Source organism: Saccharothrix stipae, from assembly GCF_054781895.1.
The window spans coordinates 216,619-238,747 of sequence record NZ_BAAGTN010000007.1; the positions used below are offsets into that span (position 1 = coordinate 216,619).

21 protein-coding genes are annotated in these 22,129 nt (G+C 72.2%); 14 read left to right on the forward strand and 7 right to left on the reverse strand.

Going from position 1 to position 22,129, the window contains the following annotated elements:
• Positions 1–249: 249 nt before the first annotated feature.
• Genes ACYVLT_RS13745 through ACYVLT_RS13755 form a run of 3 tightly spaced genes read right to left on the reverse strand, consistent with a single transcriptional unit; the run spans position 250 to position 3,760 of the window.
• Positions 250–2,337, reverse strand: a complete 2,088-nt coding sequence (locus ACYVLT_RS13745) for a CotH kinase family protein (RefSeq protein ID WP_461120548.1) — start codon at positions 2,335–2,337, stop codon at positions 250–252.
• Positions 2,328–3,161, reverse strand: coding sequence for a polyphosphate polymerase domain-containing protein (locus tag ACYVLT_RS13750; protein ID WP_461120549.1), 834 nt, complete (start codon positions 3,159–3,161; stop codon positions 2,328–2,330). The genes ACYVLT_RS13745 and ACYVLT_RS13750 overlap by 10 nt, the downstream gene beginning before the upstream one ends.
• Positions 3,158–3,760, reverse strand: coding sequence for a DUF4956 domain-containing protein (locus ACYVLT_RS13755; RefSeq protein WP_461120550.1), 603 nt, complete (start codon positions 3,758–3,760; stop codon positions 3,158–3,160). The genes ACYVLT_RS13750 and ACYVLT_RS13755 overlap by 4 nt, the downstream gene beginning before the upstream one ends.
• Before the next feature lie 490 nt (positions 3,761–4,250).
• Between ACYVLT_RS13755 and ACYVLT_RS13760 the strand changes: the two genes are divergently transcribed.
• From ACYVLT_RS13760 to ACYVLT_RS13770, 3 genes are all read left to right on the forward strand, one after another.
• Positions 4,251–5,699: a DHA2 family efflux MFS transporter permease subunit gene (locus tag ACYVLT_RS13760; RefSeq protein WP_461120551.1), complete on the forward strand. Its 1,449-nt coding sequence runs from the start codon at positions 4,251–4,253 to the stop codon at positions 5,697–5,699.
• Positions 5,700–5,916: 217 nt separating this feature from the next.
• Positions 5,917–7,104 carry a right-handed parallel beta-helix repeat-containing protein gene (locus tag ACYVLT_RS13765; RefSeq protein ID WP_461120552.1) on the forward strand — a complete coding sequence of 396 codons (1,188 nt, stop codon included), beginning with the start codon at positions 5,917–5,919 and terminating at the stop codon, positions 7,102–7,104.
• Positions 7,105–7,199: 95 nt separating this feature from the next.
• On the forward strand, positions 7,200–8,123 hold the full coding sequence (locus tag ACYVLT_RS13770) for an SdrD B-like domain-containing protein (RefSeq protein ID WP_461120553.1): 924 nt from the start codon (positions 7,200–7,202) through the stop codon (positions 8,121–8,123).
• 51 nt (positions 8,124–8,174) lie between these two features.
• On the opposite strand, the gene ACYVLT_RS13775 is transcribed toward ACYVLT_RS13770, so the two are convergent.
• Positions 8,175–9,191: a hypothetical protein gene (locus ACYVLT_RS13775; protein WP_461120554.1), complete on the reverse strand. Its 1,017-nt coding sequence runs from the start codon at positions 9,189–9,191 to the stop codon at positions 8,175–8,177.
• Between the two features lie 146 nt (positions 9,192–9,337).
• Here ACYVLT_RS13775 and ACYVLT_RS13780 point away from each other — a divergent pair, with 146 nt between their 5' ends.
• Positions 9,338–9,730: a GntR family transcriptional regulator gene (locus ACYVLT_RS13780; protein ID WP_461120555.1), complete on the forward strand. Its 393-nt coding sequence runs from the start codon at positions 9,338–9,340 to the stop codon at positions 9,728–9,730.
• Complete coding sequence (locus ACYVLT_RS13785) at positions 9,727–10,608, forward strand: ABC transporter ATP-binding protein (protein WP_461120556.1); 882 nt, start codon at positions 9,727–9,729, stop codon at positions 10,606–10,608. Before ACYVLT_RS13780 ends, ACYVLT_RS13785 begins: the two co-directional genes overlap by 4 nt.
• Before the next feature lie 442 nt (positions 10,609–11,050).
• On the opposite strand, the gene ACYVLT_RS13790 is transcribed toward ACYVLT_RS13785, so the two are convergent.
• A complete protein-coding gene (locus tag ACYVLT_RS13790; RefSeq protein WP_461120557.1) occupies positions 11,051–11,407 on the reverse strand; it encodes a hypothetical protein in 357 nt (118 codons plus the stop codon).
• 212 nt (positions 11,408–11,619) lie between these two features.
• On the opposite strand from ACYVLT_RS13790, the gene ACYVLT_RS13795 reads away from it, so the two are divergent.
• A complete protein-coding gene (locus tag ACYVLT_RS13795; RefSeq protein WP_461120558.1) occupies positions 11,620–12,771 on the forward strand; it encodes an alpha/beta hydrolase family protein in 1,152 nt (383 codons plus the stop codon).
• Here ACYVLT_RS13795 and ACYVLT_RS13800 read toward each other — a convergent pair.
• Positions 12,735–13,412 (reverse strand): GntR family transcriptional regulator, encoded by a 678-nt coding sequence (locus ACYVLT_RS13800; protein WP_461120559.1) that lies wholly within the window; start codon positions 13,410–13,412, stop codon positions 12,735–12,737. The two genes, ACYVLT_RS13795 and ACYVLT_RS13800, sit on opposite strands and share 37 nt — an antisense overlap.
• Positions 13,413–13,458: 46 nt before the next feature.
• Here ACYVLT_RS13800 and ACYVLT_RS13805 point away from each other — a divergent pair, with 46 nt between their 5' ends.
• The 3 genes from ACYVLT_RS13805 to ACYVLT_RS13815 are packed head-to-tail and all read left to right on the forward strand — an operon-like array spanning position 13,459 to position 15,522.
• The gene (locus tag ACYVLT_RS13805; protein WP_461120560.1) at positions 13,459–13,875 is read left to right on the forward strand and encodes a VOC family protein; all 417 of its coding nucleotides are present in this window, start codon (positions 13,459–13,461) and stop codon (positions 13,873–13,875) included.
• Complete coding sequence (locus ACYVLT_RS13810; protein ID WP_461120561.1) at positions 13,872–14,552, forward strand: SDR family NAD(P)-dependent oxidoreductase; 681 nt, start codon at positions 13,872–13,874, stop codon at positions 14,550–14,552. The genes ACYVLT_RS13805 and ACYVLT_RS13810 overlap by 4 nt, the downstream gene beginning before the upstream one ends.
• 10 nt (positions 14,553–14,562) lie before the next feature.
• Entirely contained in the window at positions 14,563–15,522 is a 960-nt protein-coding gene (locus ACYVLT_RS13815) for an LLM class flavin-dependent oxidoreductase (RefSeq protein ID WP_461120562.1), read from the forward strand.
• Between the two features lie 3 nt (positions 15,523–15,525).
• Here the strand turns inward: ACYVLT_RS13815 and ACYVLT_RS13820 are convergent, their stop codons facing one another.
• The gene (locus ACYVLT_RS13820; protein ID WP_461120563.1) at positions 15,526–16,344 is read right to left on the reverse strand and encodes a helix-turn-helix domain-containing protein; all 819 of its coding nucleotides are present in this window, start codon (positions 16,342–16,344) and stop codon (positions 15,526–15,528) included.
• Positions 16,345–16,429: 85 nt separating this feature from the next.
• Here ACYVLT_RS13820 and ACYVLT_RS13825 point away from each other — a divergent pair, with 85 nt between their 5' ends.
• The 5 genes from ACYVLT_RS13825 (at position 16,430) to ACYVLT_RS13845 (ending at position 22,082) form a co-directional block, all read left to right on the forward strand.
• Positions 16,430–17,407, forward strand: a complete 978-nt coding sequence (locus ACYVLT_RS13825) for an aldo/keto reductase (RefSeq protein WP_461120564.1) — start codon at positions 16,430–16,432, stop codon at positions 17,405–17,407.
• Positions 17,408–18,037: 630 nt separating this feature from the next.
• Positions 18,038–19,339, forward strand: coding sequence for a sensor histidine kinase (locus ACYVLT_RS13830; RefSeq protein ID WP_461120565.1), 1,302 nt, complete (start codon positions 18,038–18,040; stop codon positions 19,337–19,339).
• On the forward strand, positions 19,336–20,007 hold the full coding sequence (locus ACYVLT_RS13835) for a response regulator (RefSeq protein ID WP_461120566.1): 672 nt from the start codon (positions 19,336–19,338) through the stop codon (positions 20,005–20,007). Before ACYVLT_RS13830 ends, ACYVLT_RS13835 begins: the two co-directional genes overlap by 4 nt.
• An 81-nt stretch (positions 20,008–20,088) precedes the next feature.
• On the forward strand, positions 20,089–20,973 hold the full coding sequence (locus tag ACYVLT_RS13840; protein WP_461120567.1) for an ABC transporter ATP-binding protein: 885 nt from the start codon (positions 20,089–20,091) through the stop codon (positions 20,971–20,973).
• A complete protein-coding gene (locus tag ACYVLT_RS13845; RefSeq protein ID WP_461120568.1) occupies positions 20,973–22,082 on the forward strand; it encodes an ABC transporter permease in 1,110 nt (369 codons plus the stop codon). Before ACYVLT_RS13840 ends, ACYVLT_RS13845 begins: the two co-directional genes overlap by 1 nt.
• The last annotated feature ends 47 nt before the right edge of the window (positions 22,083–22,129 follow it).

The window sequence follows — 22,129 nt, forward strand, 5'->3', positions numbered from 1 at the left end:
TGATCGCGGTGAGCGGGAGCAACCTCCTGCCTCTGTTCTTGCCTGACATCGGCGAGAATCCTTTCAGCAGCGCTGCTGATCGACGCGGAATAGCATCGAGTCGACGCCTGGAGCATGTCAACGGTTTGCGAAACTTTCCGGTCGCCGCCGGCCGATCGGAATTACGTGATCAAGCCGCGAATGTGTCGCCGATGCGCGGAGGACGCGGGCCCGGCGCCGGGGAGGTGCCGGGCCCGCGTCCGTCGCCGGTTAGCTCGCCGTGCAGCTGAGCACCGGGGTGCCGGGCGCCCCGGTGGATGAGCCCAGGAAGCCGAACGTGGCACTGGCGCCGGCGGCGACCGAGCCGTTGTGCGCGGCGTTGCGGGCGGTGATGGTGGAGGACTGGCTGGTCACGGTGGCGTTCCAGGCCTGGGTGACCGTCTCGCCGTTGGCGTAGCTCCACGACACGGTCCAGTTGCTGATCGCCGACGTGCCCGCGGTGACGCGGACCTCGCCCTGGAACCCGCCCTGCCACTGGTTGACCACCGTGTACGTCGCCGAGCACCGTGCACCACCGGGTTGAGTCGTGGTGGTCGTCGTCGTTGTCGTACTGGTCGTAGTAGTAGTGGAGGTGGTAGAGGTCGGCGTGGTCGAGCCGCCCCAACCCGCCGTCGAGTCCAGCCACGTGATGCGGCGCTGCATCCAGTCCCGCATCGCCTGCACCTGACCCTGCCACGTGGGCGCGGTCGGGGTGCGGAAGAAGCCGACCGTCGCCGAGGTGAGGTTCGGCCAGCGCTGGAAGTTGCGCTGGGCGCCGTTGGTCAGCGGCCGGGCGAGGGTGTCGATCCGGCTCTGCAGCGCGGAGTCGGAGAGCAGGCCGCGCCGCAGCGACTGCCAGCGCGACTTGGCCTGGTTGACGAACGCCGGGTCGCGCAGGAGCTGGGTGGTCCAGTCGTTGGCCTGGGGCTGCCTGGTCTGCTGGTGCTGCCAGCCGGCGGGCTGGTCGTTCTGGAAGAACCCGCCGACGCCGAACGTGAGGTCGAAGTCCCACAGCGGCCCGGCGAAGATCTTGCCGTCCCGGTCCTTGAAGAAGTGGGCGCTGCGCAGGTAGGCGTCCATGCCGCGGCTGAGCTCGTTGATGATCATGTGGTCGATGAACGACGGCACGTCGATGTACTTCCGGTACCCGGTAGTCGGGTCGGCGAAGTTCGTTGCCCGCAACACGTTGTGGAACTCCTGCACGTGACCGCGCAACCAGTCCCGCTGCTGGGTGTTCAACGGGTCGGGATCGACCACCTCCAAGTAGTTCCAGCAGGTGTTCGTCGGTCCGGTGCACGGCAGCGTCGGCTCCTCGGCCGCCATCCACTCGAACTTGAAGATGTACCCGCCCTGGATCGTCGGCAGGGTCGTGTCGTCCTCGTCCAGGCCCTTGAGGTCGAGCCGGTTCTTCGAGTTCTTGATGGTCTCGACCATCATGTAGACGCCCATGTAGTCGTTGGGGCCCACGGCGGTGGCGTCGGTGTTGAGGTAGAACTCGACGAACTTGTAGCGGGGCGCCTTGAGGCCCATCTCGCGGCCGAGGTCGTAGATGAACGCCTCGCGGATGAGCGCCTTGTCGGTGAACGGCCCGCGCAGCACCCAGTCCGAGTCGGCGGGCATCCCCAGCACGGGGTAGTCGGCGTCGTCGCCCGCGTTGTCCCAGAACTCCAGGCGGTACGGCGTCTTCTCGAACGAGGCCGACGACTGCCCGCGCAACCGGAACCCGGCGCGAGTGGCGACCGTCGGCGCCGCGGCCAGCGACGTCGTGCCGCCCGCCGGCGGTTCGAAGATCATGGTGGCGCCGTCGAAGTACTCGCGCTGCGGCTTGCCCGCGCCGTAGGAGTCGATCGCGACCACGGGCAGGTCGTGCGCCGTGGCGGTGGCTTCGCGGGCGACGTACATGGCCGTGCCGGGACGTCCGGAGGCCGCCTGGTTGACGAACGCCTGCGCGCGCAGCTGCGTGGTGCGGGTGAGCTGCACCGGCGAGCCCTGGTAGAGCGTCGACTGCGCGTTGGGCAGCTGCCCGTTGGTGGTGTAGCGGATCTGGGCGCCGCTGATCGCGGTGCTCAGCGACACCGACACCTGTCCCTGGAACGTGCCGCTGGGCACGGAGAACGCGATGTCGCCGACCAGGTCGTCGGCCGCGGCCGCGGTGACGGCGTCGCCGGTCGCCTTGCCGCCGACGGGACCGGTGGGTGCGGTCGGCTCGGCGCCGGCCGACAGCGGGACGAGGAGCCCGGCGAGGACCACGGCGGCGACCGCCAGGCCCGTGGTGCGATGGGTTGCCGCGGCGCCGTTGCTGCGGAAGGTCAAACGCACGATGCCTCCTGTTCGGGTCGGTGGGACGGGGTGGTCGGCACGGTGCCCACCGACGACGTCGCGTGCCGGAAGTGGCGGCGCAACGTCCGTCGCCACGGCGCGTCCGGCAGGTCCAGCCGCAGCGCGGCCAGGCCGGTGGCGTACTTGGAGATGCGGACCGGCCGCACGCCCCGCTGCCACAACATGCGGTCGACCGGCGAGGCGGCCGCCGCGGTCTTCGTCTCGACGACGGCGAGGCCGGTCAGGTGGAGCGTGGAGTCGTCGTGCCGCCAGGAGAGCGCGGTGTCGATGGTGACCCGGCTCGCGGAGTCCGGCAGCAGCAGCGTGGTCCGCCGGTAGTCGGTGATCAGCACCGGGTCGAGGGAGCCGTCGGTGTCGGGCGCGATCGACTCGCGGGCGAGCGCCTCCTCGACGAAGTGACGTCCCGGGCGGACGGTGTCGCGGTCGCTCGGGTGGTAGGGCAGGCGGTGCTTGGTGATGCTGCCCCGCGCGCCGCTGATCTTGACCTCCAGCCAGCACTCGGCGGAGTCGAGGTAGGTGCGGGTGCGCACCTTGAACCGACGGCGCCTGCGGTAGGCCGCGGAGTGGTAGCTGACCAGCCGCGGCGTGTCGAAGTACACCGACTCGTAGCGGAACGTGCGCTCGCCGTCGATGTCCAGCACCCGTGCGTGCGGCGCGAGCTGCTCCAGCAGGCGGGGCAGCGCTTCGGCCGGGATCACGTACTTGCGGTCCACCCTGGTCTGCAACGCGGCCCGCTCGATCAGCTCGGCCAGCCCCACCGGGGCCATCCGCGCCAGGGCGGGCGCGAAGGTCGTCGTGGTCATCGGCGCACCCCGGAGTGCGCGGTCGCGGTGGGCGCGGCGGTCAGGGCGCGCTCGGTCAGCGCGTACCGGACGTCGACGACCGTGGTCTCGTTCACCATGTCCAGCCGCTGCACGGTGACGGAGTGCACCCTGGCGTTCAGCAGCTGCTCCAGGTGCGCGACGAGCGTGACGTGGTCGGTGATGGCCGAGTCGAGCACGAGGACCTGGTGCCGGTAGTGCCGGAACAGCCGCCGGTTGTCGCCCAGGAACATCACCACGACGATGAGCCCCATCAGGCCGCCGTTGAGCCACAGCGAGGTCGTGCTCAGCGCACCGAGCAGGCCCAGGGCGAGCGCGGAGAAGTAGTACGCGACCTCGTGCTGGTCGAGTTCCGTCGAGCGCAGCCGGATGATCGACAGCACGCCGAACAAGGCCATGCCCAGCCCGATGCCCGCGCCGGTGTCCGTGGTGCTCAACGCGCTCGCGACGGCGAGCACGCCGACGTTGACCCCCAGGTAGGCGACGACCAGGTCGCGGCGGCGATGTCGTGGGAAGTAGAGCCCGAAGACGAGCAGCACCACCGCGCAGATGTCTATCGCGAACAGGACGAGTTGAGACATCTCGTTCGTTCCTCCTACAGCCGCAGGCCGAAATCGGCTGGGCACCGACCGCTTCTTGGCGGAGGTCTGCAGGACGGTCGCCGAAACTTTCGCAGATTCAGGTAAACTTTCGGGAACTGGTTCGAAACGATAGGGGTCACCAGGGTGTCGCGTCAATGAACTGCCGGTGTACCACCGCGTATCAAAAGGTGGACACTTGGCTGGTGAAGCCCATTCGGTGGCCGGCTCGACCGCCGTTTGGTGGTCGGCGACCTGGTGCGAGACGTAGCCTGTCAACGCCGGAGAGTGTCGAAAGTTTCGGTCTGATCAGCGGGAATGGAGCTTCCTTGATCGTCCTGCGCCGATCCGGGCGCTCCACGGCCACGCAGGCCCCCGGCGGGTTCGCCGACGGAAAAAGTGAGTTGGCGTCGGGAAGCCCGGAGGTAGGGTTGGGGGGATCGGGGCGCCGTTGCCTTCGTCGCGCCCGTCTTTTCCTCTGGGGGATCTACGCATGACTTCCGCAGGTGTGTCCGACGCCGTGTCGTCGCCGCCCGCGCTCAGCCGCGGCGACCGCGCGGTGATCGGCGTGCTGCTCGTGGCCACGTTCGTGGTCATCCTGAACGAAACCATCATGGGCGTCGCGCTGCCCGTGCTGCTGACCGAGCTCCAGGTGACCGCCGCCGTCGGGCAGTGGCTCACGGCGGGCTTCCTGCTGACCATGTCGGTGGTCATCCCGATCACCGGCTACCTCATCCAACGGGTGTCGACGCGCGTGCTCTACGGCGTGGCGATGGGCCTGTTCAGCGCGGGCACCCTGCTGGCCGCGCTGGCGCCGGGCTTCCCGGTGCTGCTGGCCGCACGCGTGGTGCAGGCCAGTGGCACGGCGATCATGCTGCCGCTGCTGATGACGACCGTGATGACGCTCGTGCCGCCGGCCCGCCGCGGCGCGGTGATGGGCAACATCTCGATCGTCATCTCGGTGGCGCCGGCCATCGGCCCGACGGTGTCGGGCGTGCTGCTGGACGTGTTCAGCTGGCGGGCCATGTTCTGGGTCGTGCTGCCGATCTCGGTGACCGCGCTGGTGCTCGGCCTGCGCTGGGTGACCCGCATCGGTGAGGCGAGCAGCGCGCCGATCGACCCGCTGTCGGTGCTGCTGTCCGTGCTCGGCTTCGGTGGCCTGGTCTACGGCCTGTCGAGCATCGGGCACAGCGGCGGCGGGTCGTCCGCCACGCTGTGGGCGTCGCTCGCGGTGGGCGTGCTGGGCATCACGGCGTTCGTGCTGCGGCAGGTGCAGTTGCAGCGCACCGAACGCGCCCTGCTGGACCTGCGGACGTTCGCCTTCCGGACGTTCACGCTCGCCAGCGCCCTGATGATGGTGATGATGGGCCTGCTGCTCGGCGTGGTCACGATCCTGCCGATCTACATGCAGTACGTCCTCGCGCTCGACCCGCTGGCCACGGGCCTGCTCCTGCTGCCCGGCGGCCTGCTGATGGGTCTGCTCTCGCCGTTCGTCGGCCGCCTCTACGACCGGTTCGGGCCGCGCGTGCTGCTCATCGTCGGCACCATCGCGACCAGCGGCTCGCTCTGGTTCGCGACCACGTTCGGCACCTCCACGCCCGCGGCTCTCGTCCTGGTGTTCCACCTCGTGCTGAGCCTGGGCCTGGCGTTCTCCTTCACGCCGCTGTTCTCGTCCGGCCTGGGCGCGTTGCCCGCGCGGCTCTACTCCCACGGCAGCGCGATCTTCAGCACGACCCAGCAGCTCGCCGCCGCGGCGGGCGTGGCGTTGCTGGTCAGCGTGATGAGCGCGCGGGCCGCCGGGTTGGCCGAGTCCGGTGAGTCGGCCCTCGGCGCGGAGATGGGCGGCATGCGGGCGGCGTTCCTGCTGGCCGCGATCCTGTCGCTGGCGGCGGTGGCCGGTTCGTTCATGGTCAAGGCAGGTAAGGCCGAGTCGCCGGTTTAGCGGCGTGCGCGGGGACGGCGTGATTCGTCGTCCCCGCGCCCCGTCCGGCGCTCGTGGCAATTAGTTCATAATTGTGAAACCGCAGGATTGCCGCGGTGTGCGTTGCGCTTTTCCAAAGGTGTGCGTTAGCGTGCCCCGGGAACGCTCCCGAAATGGGTTTGCCCAGTTCAGAAGCGTGAACCAGGGTTCGCTCCGCCTCGCACCAAGGGAGAGCACAATGAACGTGAAACCCCTTGTCGTCGGCATTGCGGTGGTGGCCGTCGCGGTCTCGGGATTGTCCGGTGCCACGGCGCGGCCCGCCGTCGCCGCGTCGGCCGCGCTGTACGTGGCGACCGACGGGAACGACGGCAACCCGGGCACGCTCGCCGCGCCGCTGCGCACCATCCAGCGCGGGGTCGACCTGGCCCAACCGGGCCACACGATCCACGTCCGCGGCGGCACGTACGCGCCGAGCACCAACATCCAGCTGCTGAAGAACGGCACGTCCAGCCAGCCGATCACGTTGCGCAACCACAACGGCGAGCACGTGGTCATCGACGGCGAGAACATGCCGCACACGCCGGGCGCCGTCGGTTCCAGCATCCCGCGCCCCGAACGCGGCGCCGTGCACATCGAGGGCGACCACTGGCGGCTGATCGGCCTGGAGATCGTCCACGGCCCCTACGGCGTGTTCGGCCTGGACACCAACAACAACGTCTTCGAGCGGCTCGTCACGCGGGACAACTACGAGTCGGGCCTGCACATCCAGGGCGCGTCGAGCAACAACCAGATCGTCAACCTGGACGCGTACGGCAACCGCGACCCGCGCAAGAACGGCGAGAGCGCCGACGGCCTGGCGATCAAGGAAGGCAGCGGCAGCGGCAACGTGGTGCGCGGCGCGCGGCTGTGGAACAACTCCGACGACGGCCTGGACTACTGGATGTTCTCCTCGCCGATCCTGCTGGAGAACAGCCTGGCCTGGGGCAACGGGTTCAACCGCTGGAACCTGCCCGGCTTCACCGGCGACGGCAACGGGTTCAAGCTCGGCGGCAACGGCGTGGCCGCGAACCACACCGTGCGCAACACGATGACGTGGGACAACGCGGCCGGCGGTTTCGTCGACAACAACAACCCCGGCCGCCACCGGGTCGAGCGCAGCACCGCGTGGGACAACCCGAAGACCGGGTTCCAGTTCGACCGCTCGTCCAGCGCGCTGACCAAGGACCTGGCCGCGGCCAACGGCACGAACGCCTCGCTCGGCTCGACCTCGACCGGCAGCGGCAACTCGTGGAACCTCGGCGGCACGTGGTCGTTCGTCAGCACGGACCCGGGCGTGATCACGGGAGCCCGCAACGCCGACGGCTCGATCCGGTCGTCGACGTTCCTGCGCCCGGCCAACGGCGCCGACGTGGGCGCCCGCTTCTAGCGGTGTGTCCTCCAGTGGTGTGTCTTCGCCGACAGCCGGTCCGCCGGTGTCGGCGAAGCCTTACCATCTCCCGGACGAAATCGCTGGGGGGAACCATGGCAGTCGGAGTACTCGCGCGCCGCGTCACGGGCGTCTTGGTGATCGCCTGCACCGCGGCGGCGACCGCACTGGCGGGAACCGCGACGGCGCAGGAGGCCGAGGCGGACGTGACCGTCGAGGTCTCCGCGCCGCGCAACATCCTGCCGCCGGGCGGCTGGACCTCGGTCTACACCCGCGTCCGCAACGTCGGCACGGCCCCGGCGGAGGACGTCCGGTTCACCGTCACGCTGCCGTCCGAACTCCAGGTCTTCGGCACCGAGACGTCGTCGGAGTGGGACTGCGAGAGCCCGGCGCCGGGAACCGCGACGTGCGAGCACGTCGGTCCGCTCCAGCCGGGGGCGACCCCCTTCCACTTCCGCTTCAGCGCCGGTGTCGCCTACCAGGCGCCGATCGGCACGTCGGTCATCGCGACCGCGTCGGTGACCACCGGGTCGCCGGAGTCGGTCACCACCAACAACGAGTCCGCGCGGTCCTTCACCTTCGTGGGCAAGGGCGTGGTCAAGGGCCGGATCTGGCACGACCTCAACGCCAACGGTGTGCGCGAGCCGAACGAGCCCCCGGTCGACAGCATCGGCATCTCCTTCCGCGCGCTGGACGACGAGGACTCCGCCGGCTTCTCGAACACCTCCCAGGGCCAGTACCGGTTGGACCTGGCGGCCAAGCGGTTCCAGGCGCACGTCAGCCTGTCCAAGAACTCGTGGCGGTTGACCACGCCCAACGTCGGCAACGACACCGCCGACTCCGACATCGTGCCCACCACCGAGGACGCCTGGTACCGCCACGGGAGCAGCGAGGTCTTCACCGTCGAGGCGGGCGCGGAGCACGTGGTCGACGTCGGCGTGGTCGCCGTGCCCACCAACAGCTGGCGCGACATCCACAACCGCAGGCCGCTGCCCTGGCCGGTCCGGGCGACCAGGTAGGTCCGGCGACGGCGTCACCGCCACCGGTGACGCCGACGGCGATCCCGCCGCTCAGCCGCAGCGCCAGACCGTCGGCAGCTGCTTGGCGCCCGGCGCGGGGATGCTGCGCCCGGCGACCGTGCCGTTGTCCGCGGACACGTCGACGCTCGGGTCGTCGTCCAGTGCGGCGACCTGGGTGTCGAGCTGCCACGCGCCCCACGTCTTGGTGCTCAGCGACCAGCCGACCGACTGGCCGGACCGGTTGATCGAGTGCAGGTAGGCGCTGCCGGCAGGCCGTGACGGGACGCCGTCGCGGTCCCACAGCGCGCCCCTGCCGTCGTAACCGGACGCGGGGTAGGTCTCGCCCGCCACGCGGCCGTTGGACAGGTCCCAGCCGCGCACGGTGGTGGTGCCGGACGGGTTGGCGAGCTTGCGGGCCGTGCCCGCCTTCCACAGGTACAGCGCGGTGGCGGCGCTGGAATCGCGGCGGGGCAGGTGTTCCACGAGCACCGTGCCGTCCTGGTCGATCGCCCTGGCCTCCGCGTGCCCGGTGGTCGGCAGGCCGGTCAGCACCACCGGCGCCGCGCCGCTCGCGGGCCACAGCACGGGCGTGGAGATCGAGTACGGCGCGGTGTCCGGGGGAGTGCTGGACGCGTTGCCCACGATGTCGCCGTTGTCGTTGATGCCCACGGCCCTCGCCCCGGTGTGGCCGGCCGGCGTGGGCAGCGCCTCCAGTCTGCCGTCGCGCGAGCGGATGGCTCGTCCGGCGGCGGAGCCGACCACCGTGCCGTGCCGGTTCACGTCGGCCACCGAGGGGTTGGTCCCCGCGAACCGGCCGAGGTCGGTGACCTGGCCGTCGGACCAGCGCATCGCCCTCGTCGTGATGGACAGGCCGCGGATGACCGCCCAGCCGTACCCCGCGTAGCCACCCGCGCTGTCGGCGGCCGTGACCGCGCCGTTGGGCAGGTCCGCGGGCAGCGGCAGGTAGCTCGGCGTGCACGTCGCGGCGGACGCGGACGGCGCGGTGACCGCGATCAGGGCGCCCGTCAGGGCCGCGATCGCCACGATGGCCGTGCGTCTGGTGCTCATGGTGCTCCTCAGGGGTCGGAGTCCTGCGTGCCCACCGTCGAGGCACCGACTGACCGACTGCTGACCGGCCGCTGACCGGTCCGGCGACTCGACGTCCCGCCATTAGGTGCCTATAGTGCTAGGTAGCTAGATAAATGGAGGTAGTCGTGATCGAGTTCCACCTGGACGGCAGGTCCGGCCTGTCGCCGTACCAGCAGCTCGTCCGGCAGGTGCGGCACGCGCTGCGGCTGGGCCTGCTGCACGAGGGTGATCAGCTGCCGAAGGTGAAGGACGTGGTGGCGGACCTCGCGATCAACCCGAACACGGTGCTCAAGGCCTACCGGGAACTGGAGCACGACGGCCTGGTCGCCGCCCGCCCCGGCGTGGGCACGTTCGTGACCGCCACGCTCGCCGGCACCTCGCTCGCCGCGCTCGCGCCGCTGCGCCAGGACCTGCGGCGCTGGCTCGCCAAGGCCCGCCGCGCCGGTCTGGACGAGGAGGGCATCGAGGCCTTGTTCCTCACCACGTTTCGCTCCGCGTCCCGAGAGGACATAGCGTGACCGTGCTGAGCGCCCGGGGATTGGGCAAGAAGTACAAGCGGCGTTGGGCGTTGACCGGGTGCACGCTGGACGTGCCGGCCGGGCGCGTGACCGGGCTGGTCGGCCCGAACGGCGCGGGCAAGTCCACGTTGCTGGGCCTTGCCGCAGGGATGCTCGCACCGTCGAGCGGCACGATCGAGGTGTGCGGCGGTGTGCCGGGCAGCGGCCCGGCCCAGCTGGCGAAGGTCGGCTTCGTCGCGCAGAACTCCCCGGTCTACGCCACCCTCACCGTCGAGGAGCACCTGCGCCTGGGCGCACGCCTCAACCCCGGCTGGGACGACGAGCTGGCGCACGACCGGATCGCCCGGATCGGCCTCGACCCGGCGCTGGCCGCCGGGAAGCTGTCCGGCGGCCAACGCGCCCAGCTCGCGCTCACCCTCGGCATCGCCAAACGGCCCGAGCTGCTGCTGCTGGACGAACCGGTCGCCTCGCTCGACCCGTTGGCCCGGCGGGAGTTCCTGCAAGACCTCATGGAGGCCGTGGCCGAGCACGGGCTCAGCGTGGTGATGTCCTCGCACCTGGTGGGCGACCTGGAACGGGTCTGCGACCACCTCGTCGTGCTGGTGGACTCCCGGGTCCGGCTCACCGGCGACGTCGACGACCTGCTCGCCACCCACCGCAGGCTCACCGGGCCGCGCCGCGACGTCGACACCCTGCCCGCCGACCAGCAGGTCGTCTCCGTGCGCCACACCGACCGCCAGACCACCGTGCTGGTGCGCACGGAGGCGCCGATCCTGGACCCCTCCTGGGACGTCGGCGAGCTCGACCTGGAGGACCTGGTCCTGGCCTACCTGACCAATCCCGGCGCCGGGCGAGCAGGCCTGGAGGTCGTCCGATGACGTGGTTGACCTGGCGGCAGCTGCGCTTCCCGGTGGTGTCGGTGTACGCGGCGCTCGCGCTGGCCGGCGTGGTGCTGGCGACCAGTCGCCCGGTCCGCGGCGACTTCGACGACCAGGAGCTGCTGTACACGGGCAGCCTGCTCGCCGTGCTGCTGCTGCCCGCCGTCCTCGGCGTGTTCTGGGGCGTGCCGATGATCACCCGCGAGCTGGAGACCGGCACGCACAACCTGGTGTGGAACCAGAGCGTCACCCGTTCCCGGTGGCTCGCCGTCAAGCTCGGCATCGGCTTGCCCGCCGCCGCGGTCGCGGCCGGCGTGCTCAGCCTGGTCGTCAGCTGGTGGGCCGATCCCATCGACACGGCGGCCGGCCTCGACACCGTGCGGAACTTCGAGCCGCGCGTCACGCCGCTGGTGTTCGCCGTGCGGGGGATCGTGCCCATCGGTTACGCCGCGTTCGCGTTCGTGCTCGGCATCGCGGTGGCGATCCTGTTGCGCCGCACCGTGGCCGCGATGGCGGTGACGCTCGTGGTGTACGCCGCCGTGCAGCTGGCGGTCCCGCTCGCGGTGCGCCCGCACGTGCTGCCGCCGACCGGGGAATCCGTCACGCTCACCGCGCGGAGCATCGCGGGCATCCAGACGGAAACGGGCCCTGACGGTGACGTGCCCAAGTCGTTGAAGGTGTTCGCACCCGCGGGCGCGTGGGTGCTGGCGAACGAGACCGTGGACGCGAACGGCGCCGCGGTGCGCCCGCTGCCCGCCGAGGTGGGCCACTGCCTGCCGCCCGCGCAGACCGAACCCATCACCCTGCCGGAGCTCGACCGGATCCGCGCGTGCTTCGCCCGGCTGGACGACCTCGGCTACCGGCAGCACCTGGCCTACCAGCCCGGCGAGCCGGTTCTGGCCCATGCAGTGGGCCGAGCTGGCGCTGTTCCTCGCGTTGTCGGCGCTGGTGACGTGGTTCTGCTTCCGCCGACTCCGCTCCCTGTCCTGACCCCTCGCGAAGGGAAACCCCATGCGCGGCATCACGTTCTTCATCGCACTGGCCCTCGTCCTGTCCGCCACGTCCGCCTCGGCGTCCGGCGCCGAACCGGGTGCGACGCCCTCGCCCGTGCCGACCCTGCCCGCGCCCACCGGCCGGCACCCCGTGGGCACGACGTCGCTGCACCTGACGGACACCTCGCGGCTCGATCCGTGGGTGCCCACGACGAACCGGGAGCTGATGGTCTCCCTCTTCTACCCGGCGGCGTCGGCGCGTGGGCCGAAGAAGCAGTACATGACGGCGGCCGAGTCGGCCGCGGTGTTCGAGGAGGCGGGCATCACCACCGTGCCGCCCGACGCGTTGAGCACGGTCCGGACCAACGCCGTCGTGGACGCGCGACCGGTCGGGCGTCGGCACGGTCTGCCGCTGGTCGTGCTGTCGCCGGGGTTCAAGAGGCCACGCGCCACCCTCACCACGCTGGCGGAGGATTTGGCGAGCCACGGCAACGTGGTCGTGGTGGTCGACCACACCTACGAGAACGTCGCCACCACGTTCCCGGACGGGCGGGTCGCACCGTGCGCGGCGTGCGGCCGGTACGACATCCCGTTCTGGCTGAGGCTCCAGCGGGGCCGGGCGGCCGACGTGTCGTTCGTGCTGGACCAGCTCACCGGGCCGCTGCGCCACCGGCCCGGCGCGAACCTGGTCGACGCCTCGCGGATCGCCATGGGCGGCCACTCCGTGGGCGGGGTGAGCAGCCTCGTCGCCCTGCATGCCGACCACCGCATCCGTGCCGCGATCAACGTCGACGGCACGATCACCGCACCGGACCAGGCGCCCGAGCTGTCGCGCCCGGTCATGCTCCTGGGCCGGCAGAACACCTACGCGCCCGGCGCGCCCGGCGGCGCGGCGCAGACCTGGGCGGACACCTGGCCGCGGCTGACCGGGTGGAAGCGGTGGCTGGTGGTGGCGGGCATGGAGCACCCGTCGTTCACCGACCTCGGCGTGGTGGCGCCGCAGTTGGGCCTGGACCCCGGCGCCGACGTGGGTGGGGAGCGCGGCGCGGCGATCACCCGCGCCTACGTGCGGGCGTTCTTCGACCTGCACCTGCGCGGCGAGCGGCAACCCCTGCTCGACCGGCCGTCGGCGAGCTACCCCGAGGTGTCCTTGATCGAGCCGTCGAGCTGACCGACGAGCACCCGCAACGCCGAGTGGACGTGCTCCTCGGCGTAGCGGGTGACCTCGGCGGCGTCACCGGCGTCGAGGAGCCGGACGATCTCGCGGTGCTCGTCCACGACTACCGCGCGGTAGTGGTGGTGGCCCAGCCGGATGCGGGTGAGCTGGAACAGGTGCACCTGCGACCGCACCGCCCGCCACGCTTCGAGCAGGCGCCGGTTGCCCGCCGCGCGGTAGATCGTGTCGTGGAACTCGATGTCCAGCGCGAGCAGCTCGTCGCTGGGAGCGCCCGCGGCCAGCCGCTCCGCCATGGCGTCGACGAGCCGGCCCAGCACGTCCAGGTCGACGCGGCCGATCGCACCGCGGCCCGCCAGCCCTTCCAGCGCGGCGCGGACCGAGTAGACCTCCGCGGCGTCCTGCGCGGTCAGGTCGATCACCCTGGTCCCGCGGTGCCAGGCGCTGCGCACCAGCCCTTCCCGTTCCAGCACGGCGAGGCCTTCGCGCACCGACCCGCGACTGACGTCCAGTGACGCGGCCAGCTCGACCTCGCGCACCGGCGAGCCGGGTGGGAAGACGCCCGCGAGGATCGCGTCGCGGATCCGGTCGGCGGCCTCGTCCGCGAGACCCCGCCGGTCGGCCTTGGGCAACTGCATAATGTCGAATGTTGACATTAGCCCGGTGCTTGGTCAAGGTTGAGGCATGAGACCTGCCTTCCACCTCGCGGTTCCCGTCGACGACCTGGCCGAGGCCCGCGCGTTCTACGGCGGCGTGCTCGGGCTGGAAGAAGGGCGTTCGGCCGAGAAGTGGGTCGACTGGAACCTCTACGGCCACCAGTTCGTGACGCACGTCGTGCCCGGCCCGCGTGGCGACGCCGGCCGCAACCCGGTCGACGGCCACGACGTGCCCGTGCCGCACTTCGGCCTGCTCCTGCCGATCCCCGAGTTCCACGCGCTCGCCGAGCGGCTGCGCGCGGCGGGGCGTGAGTTCGTGATCGAGCCGTACCTGAGGTTCGCGGGCGAGCCCGGCGAGCAGTGGACGATGTTCTTCCGCGACCCGGCGGGCAACGCGCTGGAGTTCAAGGCGTTCCAGGACGAGTCGCAGGTGTTCGCCAAGTGAGCCGGGGCGTCCTGGTCACCGGTGGCAGCCGCGGTATCGGCGCGGCGATCGCGGAAGCGTTCCGCGCGCGGGGCGACACCGTCGCCGCACTGTCCTCTTCGGACGTCGACCTGGTCGACCCGGACTCGGTCGAGCGGGCCGTGGCCGCCGCCGTCGACACCCTCGGCGGCATCGACGTCCTGGTCAACAACGCGGGCCTGGTGGAGCTCGGCTCGGTGGCGGACAAGTCGTACCGCGAGTGGCAGGCGCTGTGGCGGCGCACGTTCGCGGTCAACGTCTTCGGCGCGGCCGACATGTCCTACTGCGTGGCCAAGCACATGATCGAGCGCGGCACCCGCGGGCGGATCGTCAACGTCGGTTCGCGCGGCGCGTTCCGCGGCGAGCCGGACATGCCCGCCTACGGCGCGAGCAAGGCGGCAGTGCACTCGATGGGTCAGTCGCTGGCGGTCGCCCTGGCGCCGCACGGCATCGCGGTGGCCTCGGTGGCGCCGGGTTTCGTGGGCACCGACCGGGTGGCCCACATGGTGACCGACGACGTGCTCCGGCAGAGCCCGTTCGGGCGGGTGGCGCGGCCCGAGGAGGTCGCCGCCGCGGTGGTCTACCTCGCCTCGCCCGAGGCGGAGTGGGCGTCCGGCGCCGTCCTGGACCTCAACGGCGCCTCCTACCTGCGGACCTGAGGGAGACGACGTGAGCCGTTCCGGATCGGTCGGGGTGATGCTGCCCCGCGACCTCCCGCCGGCGCGGGTGCTGCCGTTCGCCCGGCGTGCCGACGAGCTGGGGTTCGACGAGCTGTGGGTGGTGGAGGACCTGGGCTTCCGCGGCGGCATCGCGCAGGCCGCGGCGGTGCTGGCGGTGACGGGGCGGATCCGGGTCGGCATCGGGCTGCTGCCCGTCGGCGCGCGCAACGCCGCGTTCGCCGCGATGGAGGTGGCGACGCTGGCCCAGCTGTTCCCCGGTCGGGTCGACATCGGCATCGGGCACGGCATGCCCGGCTGGATGCGGTCGGTGGGGGAATGGCCCGCCAGCCCGTTGACGTTGCTGGAGGAGTACCTGGGTGCGGTGGCGGCCCTGGTGCGCGGGGAGCCCGTCGCGCGGGCCGGCAGGTACGTGACGCTGGACGGGGTCCGCCTGGAGGACGCCTGCGTGCCCGCGGACCCGCCGCCCCTGCTGGCCGGTGTGCGCGGCCCGCGTTCGCTGGCCGTGTCCGGCCGGGTGGCGGACGGGACGATCCTGGCCGAGCCGACGACCCCGGAGTACGCGCGGGCCGCGTTGGGGCAGATCGGCGCGCAACGGCCGCACCGGCTCGTGGGCTACAACGTGGCCGCCGTCCACTCCGACGGCGCCGCGGCGGTGGAGGCGGTCCGGGCGGGGTTGGCGTGGATCGGTGAGCCCGACTGGGCGCCGCACATCGCGCCGCTGCCGTTCGCGGAGGAGTTCGCCGCGCTGCGCCGGGAGTGCGGCAGCCGGGAGGAGTTCGTGCGCAGGCTCCCGGCGGAGTGGGTGCGGCAGCTCGCGGTGACCGGCACGCCCGAGGACGCGCGGGCTCGGTTGGACGAGCTGTTCGCGGCCGGTGTGGACAGTGCGGTGCTGTTCCCGATCGGCGACGACCCGGAGTCGGCCGTGCAACGGCTGGCCGCGGTCCTGTAGGCGCTACGAGGTGGCGGCGAGGGCGTTCGCGGTGAGGGCGCTCGACGTGGCGTCGTCGGCGGGGAGGTAGGCGACGAGGTGGTGGTCCTCGTCGCCGGGCACGGCCAGGCTCTCGTAGGCCAGCCGCAGCACGCCCGCCTCGGGGTGCCGCCACCGCCGCACGCCCGTGCCGACCGGCAGCACGGCCGCGGCGGCGAAGCGGCGGCCGAACTCCGCGCCCGCGGTGATGGACAGCTCCTCCGCCAGCGCGGCCGCCGAGCCGTCGCCGAGGTCGGCGGCGGCGCGCAGGGCGGCGGCCCGCTCGTCGGCCACCCGGTCCCAGTCCGGGAACGCCGTGCGCGCCCTGGCGTCGCCGAACACGAACCGCGCCAGGTTGGGCCGGTCCACGTCGAGCAGGCCCGACGGCGCGGCGAGCCACCGGAAGCCGGCCGTCCAGGCGAGCAGGTCGCCCTGCGCGTCGGCCACGCACGCGGGTGTGGGCTCCAGCCGGTCGAGCAGCGCCAGCACGGTGGGGCGCACCGGGCGCGGATCACCGACCGCCGAGCACACCGCGCCACCCGCCTTCACCAGCCGGTGCAGGTGCACGCGCTCGTGCGGCGACAGCCGCAACGCGTCCGCCAACGCGCCGACGACCTGCGCGGACGGGTGGCGGTCGCGGCCGCGTTCGAGGCGGGTCAGGTACTCGACGCTGACGCCCGCGAGCGCGGCCAACTCGGCCCGGCGCAAACCCGGCGTGCGGCGGCGCGCGCCGGTCGGCAACCCCACCTCGGTCGGGGTGATCGCCTCCCTGCGGGCGCGCAGGAACCCTCCGAGCGCGTTCACGATCGCCCAGTCTAGGTCGCCCGCACCGCAGAGGGTCCCTGACGGGGCCTCCCTCCGGCCGTGCCGCCGTCGCAGGCTGTGCGCCATGACGATGAAGTACCGGCTCTTCGGCCGGACCGGCCTGCGCGTGTCCGAACTGCTGCTCGGCACCATGACCTTCAGCGACCCCGACGAGGCGCGACGCATCGTGGACGCCTACGCCGACGCGGGCGGCAACGTGCTCGACACCGCGTCGGCCTACGGCGACGGCGAGGAGCTGCTCGGCTCGATCGTGCGGCGGCGCGACCGGTTCGTGATCGGCACCAAGTACACGCTGTCGCGCGACGCCGCCGACCCCAACGCCTCGGGCAACCACCGCAAGAACCTGACCGCCTCGCTGGACCGGAGCCTGCGCCGGTTGCGCACCGACCACGTCGACATCTACTGGGTGCACATCTGGGACCGGCACACGCCGATCGAGGAGACCCTGCGCGCCCTGGACGACGCCGTGCGCGCCGGCAAGATCCTCTACACCGGTGTCTCCGACGCGCCCGCCTGGGTGGTGGCCCGCGCCGACACGCTCGCCCAGTGGCGCGACTGGACCCCGTTCGCCGGCCTCCAGGTGCCTTACAACCTGCTGAAGCGGGACATCGAGCGGGAGCTGCTGCCGATGGCCGAGGCGCTGGGGCTGAGCGTGACCGCCTGGGCCCCGCTCGCCGCGGGCAAGCTGACCGGGTCGTCGAGTTCGAGGCGCGTCGACCCGGCCTCCCTGACCGAACGCGAACGCGCGGCGGTCGGTGCCGTCCGGGAGGTCGCCGACGACCTGGGCGTGCGCCCGGCGCAGGTGGCACTGGCGTGGACCCGCGCCAAGTCCCGCGCGGTGCTGCCGTTGGTCGGCGTGAGCAGCGTCGCGCAGCTCGACGAGAACCTGGCCGCGCTGGACGTCACCCTGCCCGCCGAGGCGATCCGACGGCTGGAGGCGGCGGTGGACTTCCGGCTCGGCTTCCCGTCCGACTTCATCGCCGAGTGCGAACCGTCCGCGTTCGTCTTCGGCGACACCGCCACCAGCGTCGAGCCGCGCTGACCCCAACGGGCGGAAGTGCGCCCACGCCCGCAGCGTCGACCGGTGCCGCATCGGCGGTGTGTCGTCGGCGACCGCGAGCAGCACCGAGAGGATCCGGCCACCAGCCCGAACACGACGTTCTCGGGCCACCCGAACCGCCATGCCCCCGGTGTGGCGGGCGAGGTAGGTGAGCCGGTGGCGGGCGCGGGCGGGGAGTAGCGCGGCGGTTGCAGCGCCGGCGCTCCACCGGCGGTGGAAGGCGGGGCGGGACCTGGCGCGTCCACGGCGGGGATCAGCGCGTTCGCCAGGTGCTCCTCCAGCGCCGCGCGGTCGGTGAAGTCGAGCAGCTCGGCCGGGTCGTCGGCGGAGCCGGCGTAGACGGGTGCGGGCCGGCCAGACCGTCAGCGGCGAGCCCATGGCCCGCCCGAGCGGCCCGTCCGGCTCGGCGCGCAGGGCTTCGAGCAGCGGCTGCCACTGCGCGGTCGATACGGCCCGCCCACACCACGTGCTCGGTGGTGCCGGAGAACTCGTTGCGCGCCCAGTTCGGCTCGTCGGTGACCATCCGCGACCCTTCTGCGCCTCCCGGTGCCACCAGTGAACCGCAGCGGTCCGACGCGCTGGCCGGACGCCGCTCGGGTTACGTTCTCGGGCATGACGGACGAACGGCCGCCCGAGGGCGGTCACGGGGACGAGCCCGTGTGGGCCCGTTGGCAACGCCCCGGCCCCACGCCGGCACAGCAGCGGCAGGACGTCTGGCTGACGCTGGTCGCGATCGCGGGCACCTTCCTGGTGACCGCGCTGATCACCAGCATGGGCGCGAGCCCGTGGGACAGCGGACCGCCGCTGGTCGAGCAGTTCGCCTGGGGCCTCGCCCTGACCGCGCCGCTGGTCGTGCGGCGGCGGTTCCCCCTGATCGTGCTGTTCGTCGTCAGCGCGTTGTTCATCGTGGTGCAGTTGCGGCAGGTCGGTGACAACCTCGTGCCCTCCCTCGCCTTGTTCCTGGCGATCTTCAGCGCGGGCGCCTGGGGACGGGACCGGCGGCGGGCGCGGTGGGCGCGGCTCGCGGTGATCGTGGTGATGTTCGGCTGGCTCTGCTTCTCGCTGATGCGGTTCCTGCTGGCGCCGACGCCGTCGTTCGAGGACGCGGCCGGGCCGCTCGACCCGGTGCTGGCCACGGTCCTCTACGGCATCGGGATCAACGTGCTGTACTTCCTCACCGCGTACTTCTTCGGTGACATGGCGTGGGTCTCCGCCCGCCGGCAGGCCGAACTGGAGCACCGCGCCGAGCAGCTGCGCCGGTCGCAGGAGCAGAACACGCGTGGCGCGATCGTCGCCGAACGCGTGCGCATCGCCCGCGACCTGCACGACGTCGTGGCGCACCACGTGTCGGTGATGGGGGTGCAGGCGGGCGCGGCCCGGCGGGTGCTCGACCGCGACCCGGACCTCGCCCGCGAGGCGTTGCGGACCGTCGAGGACACCGCGCGCACCGCCATCGGCGAGTTGCGCGGCCTGCTCGGCGTGCTGCGCGCCGACTCGGAGGAGGACGTCCGCGAGACGGCGGGCGCGACGTCGTCGCCGGGGCTGGACCAGTTGCCCGAGCTCGCGGAGCAGGCGCGGTCCGCCGGGCTCGACGTCGACCACGTCGTGTACGGCGAGCCGCGGCCGGTGCCCGAGGGCGTGGCGCTGTCGGTGTACCGGATCGTGCAGGAGTCGTTGACGAACGTGGTCAAGCACGCCGACGCGCGCCGGGTCGACGTGCGGGTGCGGTTCCTGGAGACCTCGCTGGAGGTCGAGGTCGCCGACGACGGCCGCGGCCGGGCGGGCCGGACCGTCGGTGGCGCCGGTTTCGGCCTGGTCGGCATGCGGGAACGGGTCGCGGTGCACGGCGGCGAGCTCGAAGCGGGACCCCGCCGTGACGTCGGGTACCGCGTCCGTGCGAGGTTCCCCGCATGACGATCCCCTTGCGCGTGGTGCTCGCCGACGACCAGGACCTGGTCCGGGCGGGCTTCCGGGTGATCCTCGGCACCGAGGACGACATCGAGGTCGTCGGCGAGGCCCGCGACGGCGCCGAGGCCGTGGACGTGGTCGGCCGGCTCCAGCCCGACGTGGTGCTGATGGACGTCCAGATGCCCGGCGTGGACGGGCTGGAGGCCACCCGGCGCATCCTCGGCCCGGACGGCGCGGGCAACCCGATCAAGGTCGTCATCCTCACCACGTTCGACCGCGAGGACTACCTGTTCGAGGCCCTGCGGGCGGGCGCAAGCGGTTTCCTGCTCAAGAACGCCTCGCCGGAGGACCTGGTCGAGTCGGTCCGGGTGGTCGCCCGGGGCGACGCGCTGCTGTCGCCGGAGGTCACCCGCCGGGTGATCGCCCGGTTCACCACGTCCGCCCGGTCGACGCCGTCGCGGCGGCCGGCGGAGCTCACCGACCGCGAGTTCGAGGTGCTGGTCCACCTGGCGCGCGGCGCGAGCAACGCGGAGATCGCCGGGGCGCTGTACCTGGGCGAGACGACGGTGAAGACCCACGTGTCGCGCATCCTGGCCAAGCTCGGCCTGCGCGACCGCACGCACGCCGTGGTGTTCGCCTACGAGCACGGGATCGTGGAGCCGGGCCGGGCCTGACCGGTGTCCTCCGCGAGGATGACCCCGGCGGTCGATCTCGCGCCGGACGTGGCCGAGGCGCCGGCCGCATAGCGTTGGGGCATGTTGACAGTGACGTCGGTCAGCCGGAGTTTCGGCGACCACCGGGTCCTCGACGAGGTGTCCTTCGAGGTCCGGCCCGGCCGCATGACCGGGTTCCTGGGCGCGAACGGGTCCGGCAAGACCACCACGATGCGCATCGTCCTCGGCGTGCTCGCCGCGCACGGCGGCACGGTCGCCTGGCAGGGCGCGCCGGTGACCGGCTCGGTGCGGCAGCAGTTCGGCTACATGCCGGAGGAACGCGGCCTGTACCCGAAGATGGGCGTCGCCGAGCAGATCAGCTGGCTCGGCCGGCTGCACGGCCTCGACCGGGAGGCGGCGCGGCGCAACACCGACCGCCTGCTCGACCAGCTGGAGCTGGGGCACCGGGCGCAGGACAAGCTCGAAGAGCTGTCGCTGGGCAACCAGCAGCGCGCGCAGGTCGCCGCCGCGCTGGTGCACGACCCCGTCATGCTGATCCTGGACGAGCCGTTCTCCGGGTTGGACCCGATCGCGGTCGAGACGGTGCTCGGCGTGCTGCGCGAGCGCGCCGCGGGCGGCGTGCCCGTGCTGTTCTCCAGCCACCAGCTGGCGGTGGTGGAACGGCTGTGCGACGACGTGGTGATCATCTCCGCCGGCCGGATCGCGGTCAGCGGCGCGCGGGACGAGCTGCGCGCCCGGCACGGCGGCGCGCGGTTCGAGCTGGTCGTGACCTCGGACGCGGGGTGGGTGCGGGACGTGCCGGGCGTCCGCGTGGTGGACGTCGACGGTCCGCGCGTGGTGTTCGAACCGGACGGTGCCGCGGACGTGGACCAGGTGGTCCTGCAAGCCGCCCTGCGCCGGGGATCGGTGCGCAGCTTCACCCCCGTCGTGCCCACGCTCGACGAGATCTTCAAGGAGGCGATCTGATGACCGGCGTGACCCGGCAGGACGGCAGGTCCCGCGGTTTCGCGGCGGCCACCAAGTTGGTCGCCGAGCGGGAGATGAGGGCGTTCCTGCGCACCAAGGGCTTCTGGATCGGGCTCGCCGTGATCGTGGTGGGCCTGTTCGCGGCGTCGATCCTGCCGACCCTGTTCGACGGCGGTGAGACCAAGGTCGCCGCGGTCGGCGCGCGGGCCGCGGAAGCGTTGACCGACAGCGGTCTGGAGGTGCGCGAGGTCGCCGACGTGGCCGCCGCCGAGGCGCTCATCCGCGCGGAGGAGGTGGAGGCGGCGGTCGTGCCGGACACCACCGGCGAGTCCGCCACGGGCGTGCGCGTGCTGACGCTGAACGACCCGCCGACCGACGTGGTGGCCGCGCTGCGCACCGCGCCGCCGGTCGACCTGCTCGACCCGGGCGATGTCGGTCGGGGCCAGCTCCAACTCGCGAGCATGGTGTTCGCCCTGCTGTTCCTGATGTTCGGGATGGGCGGGGCGGCCATCGCGCAGAGCACGGTCACCGAGAAGCAGACCCGGATCGTGGAGATCCTGGTCGCGACGGTCCCGGTGCGCGCGCTGCTGGCGGGCAAGATCGTGGGGCACGCCCTGCTGACGATCGGGCAGGTGCTGGTGATCGCGGTGGCCGCGCCGGTCGCGCTGCGGCTGGGCGGGCACTCGGAGCTGCTCGCCGCGATCGCACCCGGGCTGGGCTGGTTCGTGCCGTTCATGGTGCTGGGGTTCGTGCTGCTGGCCGCGATGTGGGCGGTCGCCGGGTCGCTGGTCAGCAGGCAGGAGGACCTGGGTTCGAGCATGGGCCTGGTGATGATCCTGGTGATGGGACCGTACTTCGGCGTGATGTTCTTCTTCGACAACGCCACCGTGCTCACCGTGCTGTCGTTCCTGCCGTTCTCGTCGGCCATCGCGATGCCGGTGCGGCTGTTCGCCGGCGAGGCGGCGGTGTGGGAACCGCTGGTGGCGCTGGGGCTGCTGGCCGGGACGGTGGTGTTGATCGTGGCGCTGGCGAGCCGGGTGTATTCGAGGTCGCTGCTGCACACCGGCGGCAAGCTGGCCCTGACCAAGGCTTGGGCGCGCCAGGAGTGACGGCCGGCCGGTGCGGCCAGGCGGTTCGGGGGCCCGTGCGCGGGGGT

What these genes read in the sequence shown, in the direction of transcription:
- ACYVLT_RS13775 (WP_461120554.1), bottom strand. Translation starts at nt 9,191, where the DNA reads ATGAGCACCAGACGCACGGCCATCGTGGCGATCGCGGCCCTGACGGGC.
- ACYVLT_RS13800 (WP_461120559.1), bottom strand. Translation starts at nt 13,412, where the DNA reads ATGCAGTTGCCCAAGGCCGACCGGCGGGGTCTCGCGGACGAGGCCGCC.
- ACYVLT_RS13845 (WP_461120568.1), top strand. Translation starts at nt 20,973, where the DNA reads ATGACCGGCGTGACCCGGCAGGACGGCAGGTCCCGCGGTTTCGCGGCG.
- ACYVLT_RS13755 (WP_461120550.1), bottom strand. Translation starts at nt 3,760, where the DNA reads ATGTCTCAACTCGTCCTGTTCGCGATAGACATCTGCGCGGTGGTGCTG.
- ACYVLT_RS13795 (WP_461120558.1), top strand. Translation starts at nt 11,620, where the DNA reads ATGCGCGGCATCACGTTCTTCATCGCACTGGCCCTCGTCCTGTCCGCC.
- ACYVLT_RS13825 (WP_461120564.1), top strand. Translation starts at nt 16,430, where the DNA reads ATGACGATGAAGTACCGGCTCTTCGGCCGGACCGGCCTGCGCGTGTCC.
- ACYVLT_RS13835 (WP_461120566.1), top strand. Translation starts at nt 19,336, where the DNA reads ATGACGATCCCCTTGCGCGTGGTGCTCGCCGACGACCAGGACCTGGTC.
- ACYVLT_RS13765 (WP_461120552.1), top strand. Translation starts at nt 5,917, where the DNA reads ATGAACGTGAAACCCCTTGTCGTCGGCATTGCGGTGGTGGCCGTCGCG.
- ACYVLT_RS13840 (WP_461120567.1), top strand. Translation starts at nt 20,089, where the DNA reads ATGTTGACAGTGACGTCGGTCAGCCGGAGTTTCGGCGACCACCGGGTC.
- ACYVLT_RS13830 (WP_461120565.1), top strand. Translation starts at nt 18,038, where the DNA reads ATGACGGACGAACGGCCGCCCGAGGGCGGTCACGGGGACGAGCCCGTG.
- ACYVLT_RS13770 (WP_461120553.1), top strand. Translation starts at nt 7,200, where the DNA reads ATGGCAGTCGGAGTACTCGCGCGCCGCGTCACGGGCGTCTTGGTGATC.
- ACYVLT_RS13750 (WP_461120549.1), bottom strand. Translation starts at nt 3,161, where the DNA reads ATGACCACGACGACCTTCGCGCCCGCCCTGGCGCGGATGGCCCCGGTG.
- ACYVLT_RS13760 (WP_461120551.1), top strand. Translation starts at nt 4,251, where the DNA reads ATGACTTCCGCAGGTGTGTCCGACGCCGTGTCGTCGCCGCCCGCGCTC.
- ACYVLT_RS13805 (WP_461120560.1), top strand. Translation starts at nt 13,459, where the DNA reads ATGAGACCTGCCTTCCACCTCGCGGTTCCCGTCGACGACCTGGCCGAG.
- ACYVLT_RS13790 (WP_461120557.1), bottom strand. Translation starts at nt 11,407, where the DNA reads ATGGGTTCGGTCTGCGCGGGCGGCAGGCAGTGGCCCACCTCGGCGGGC.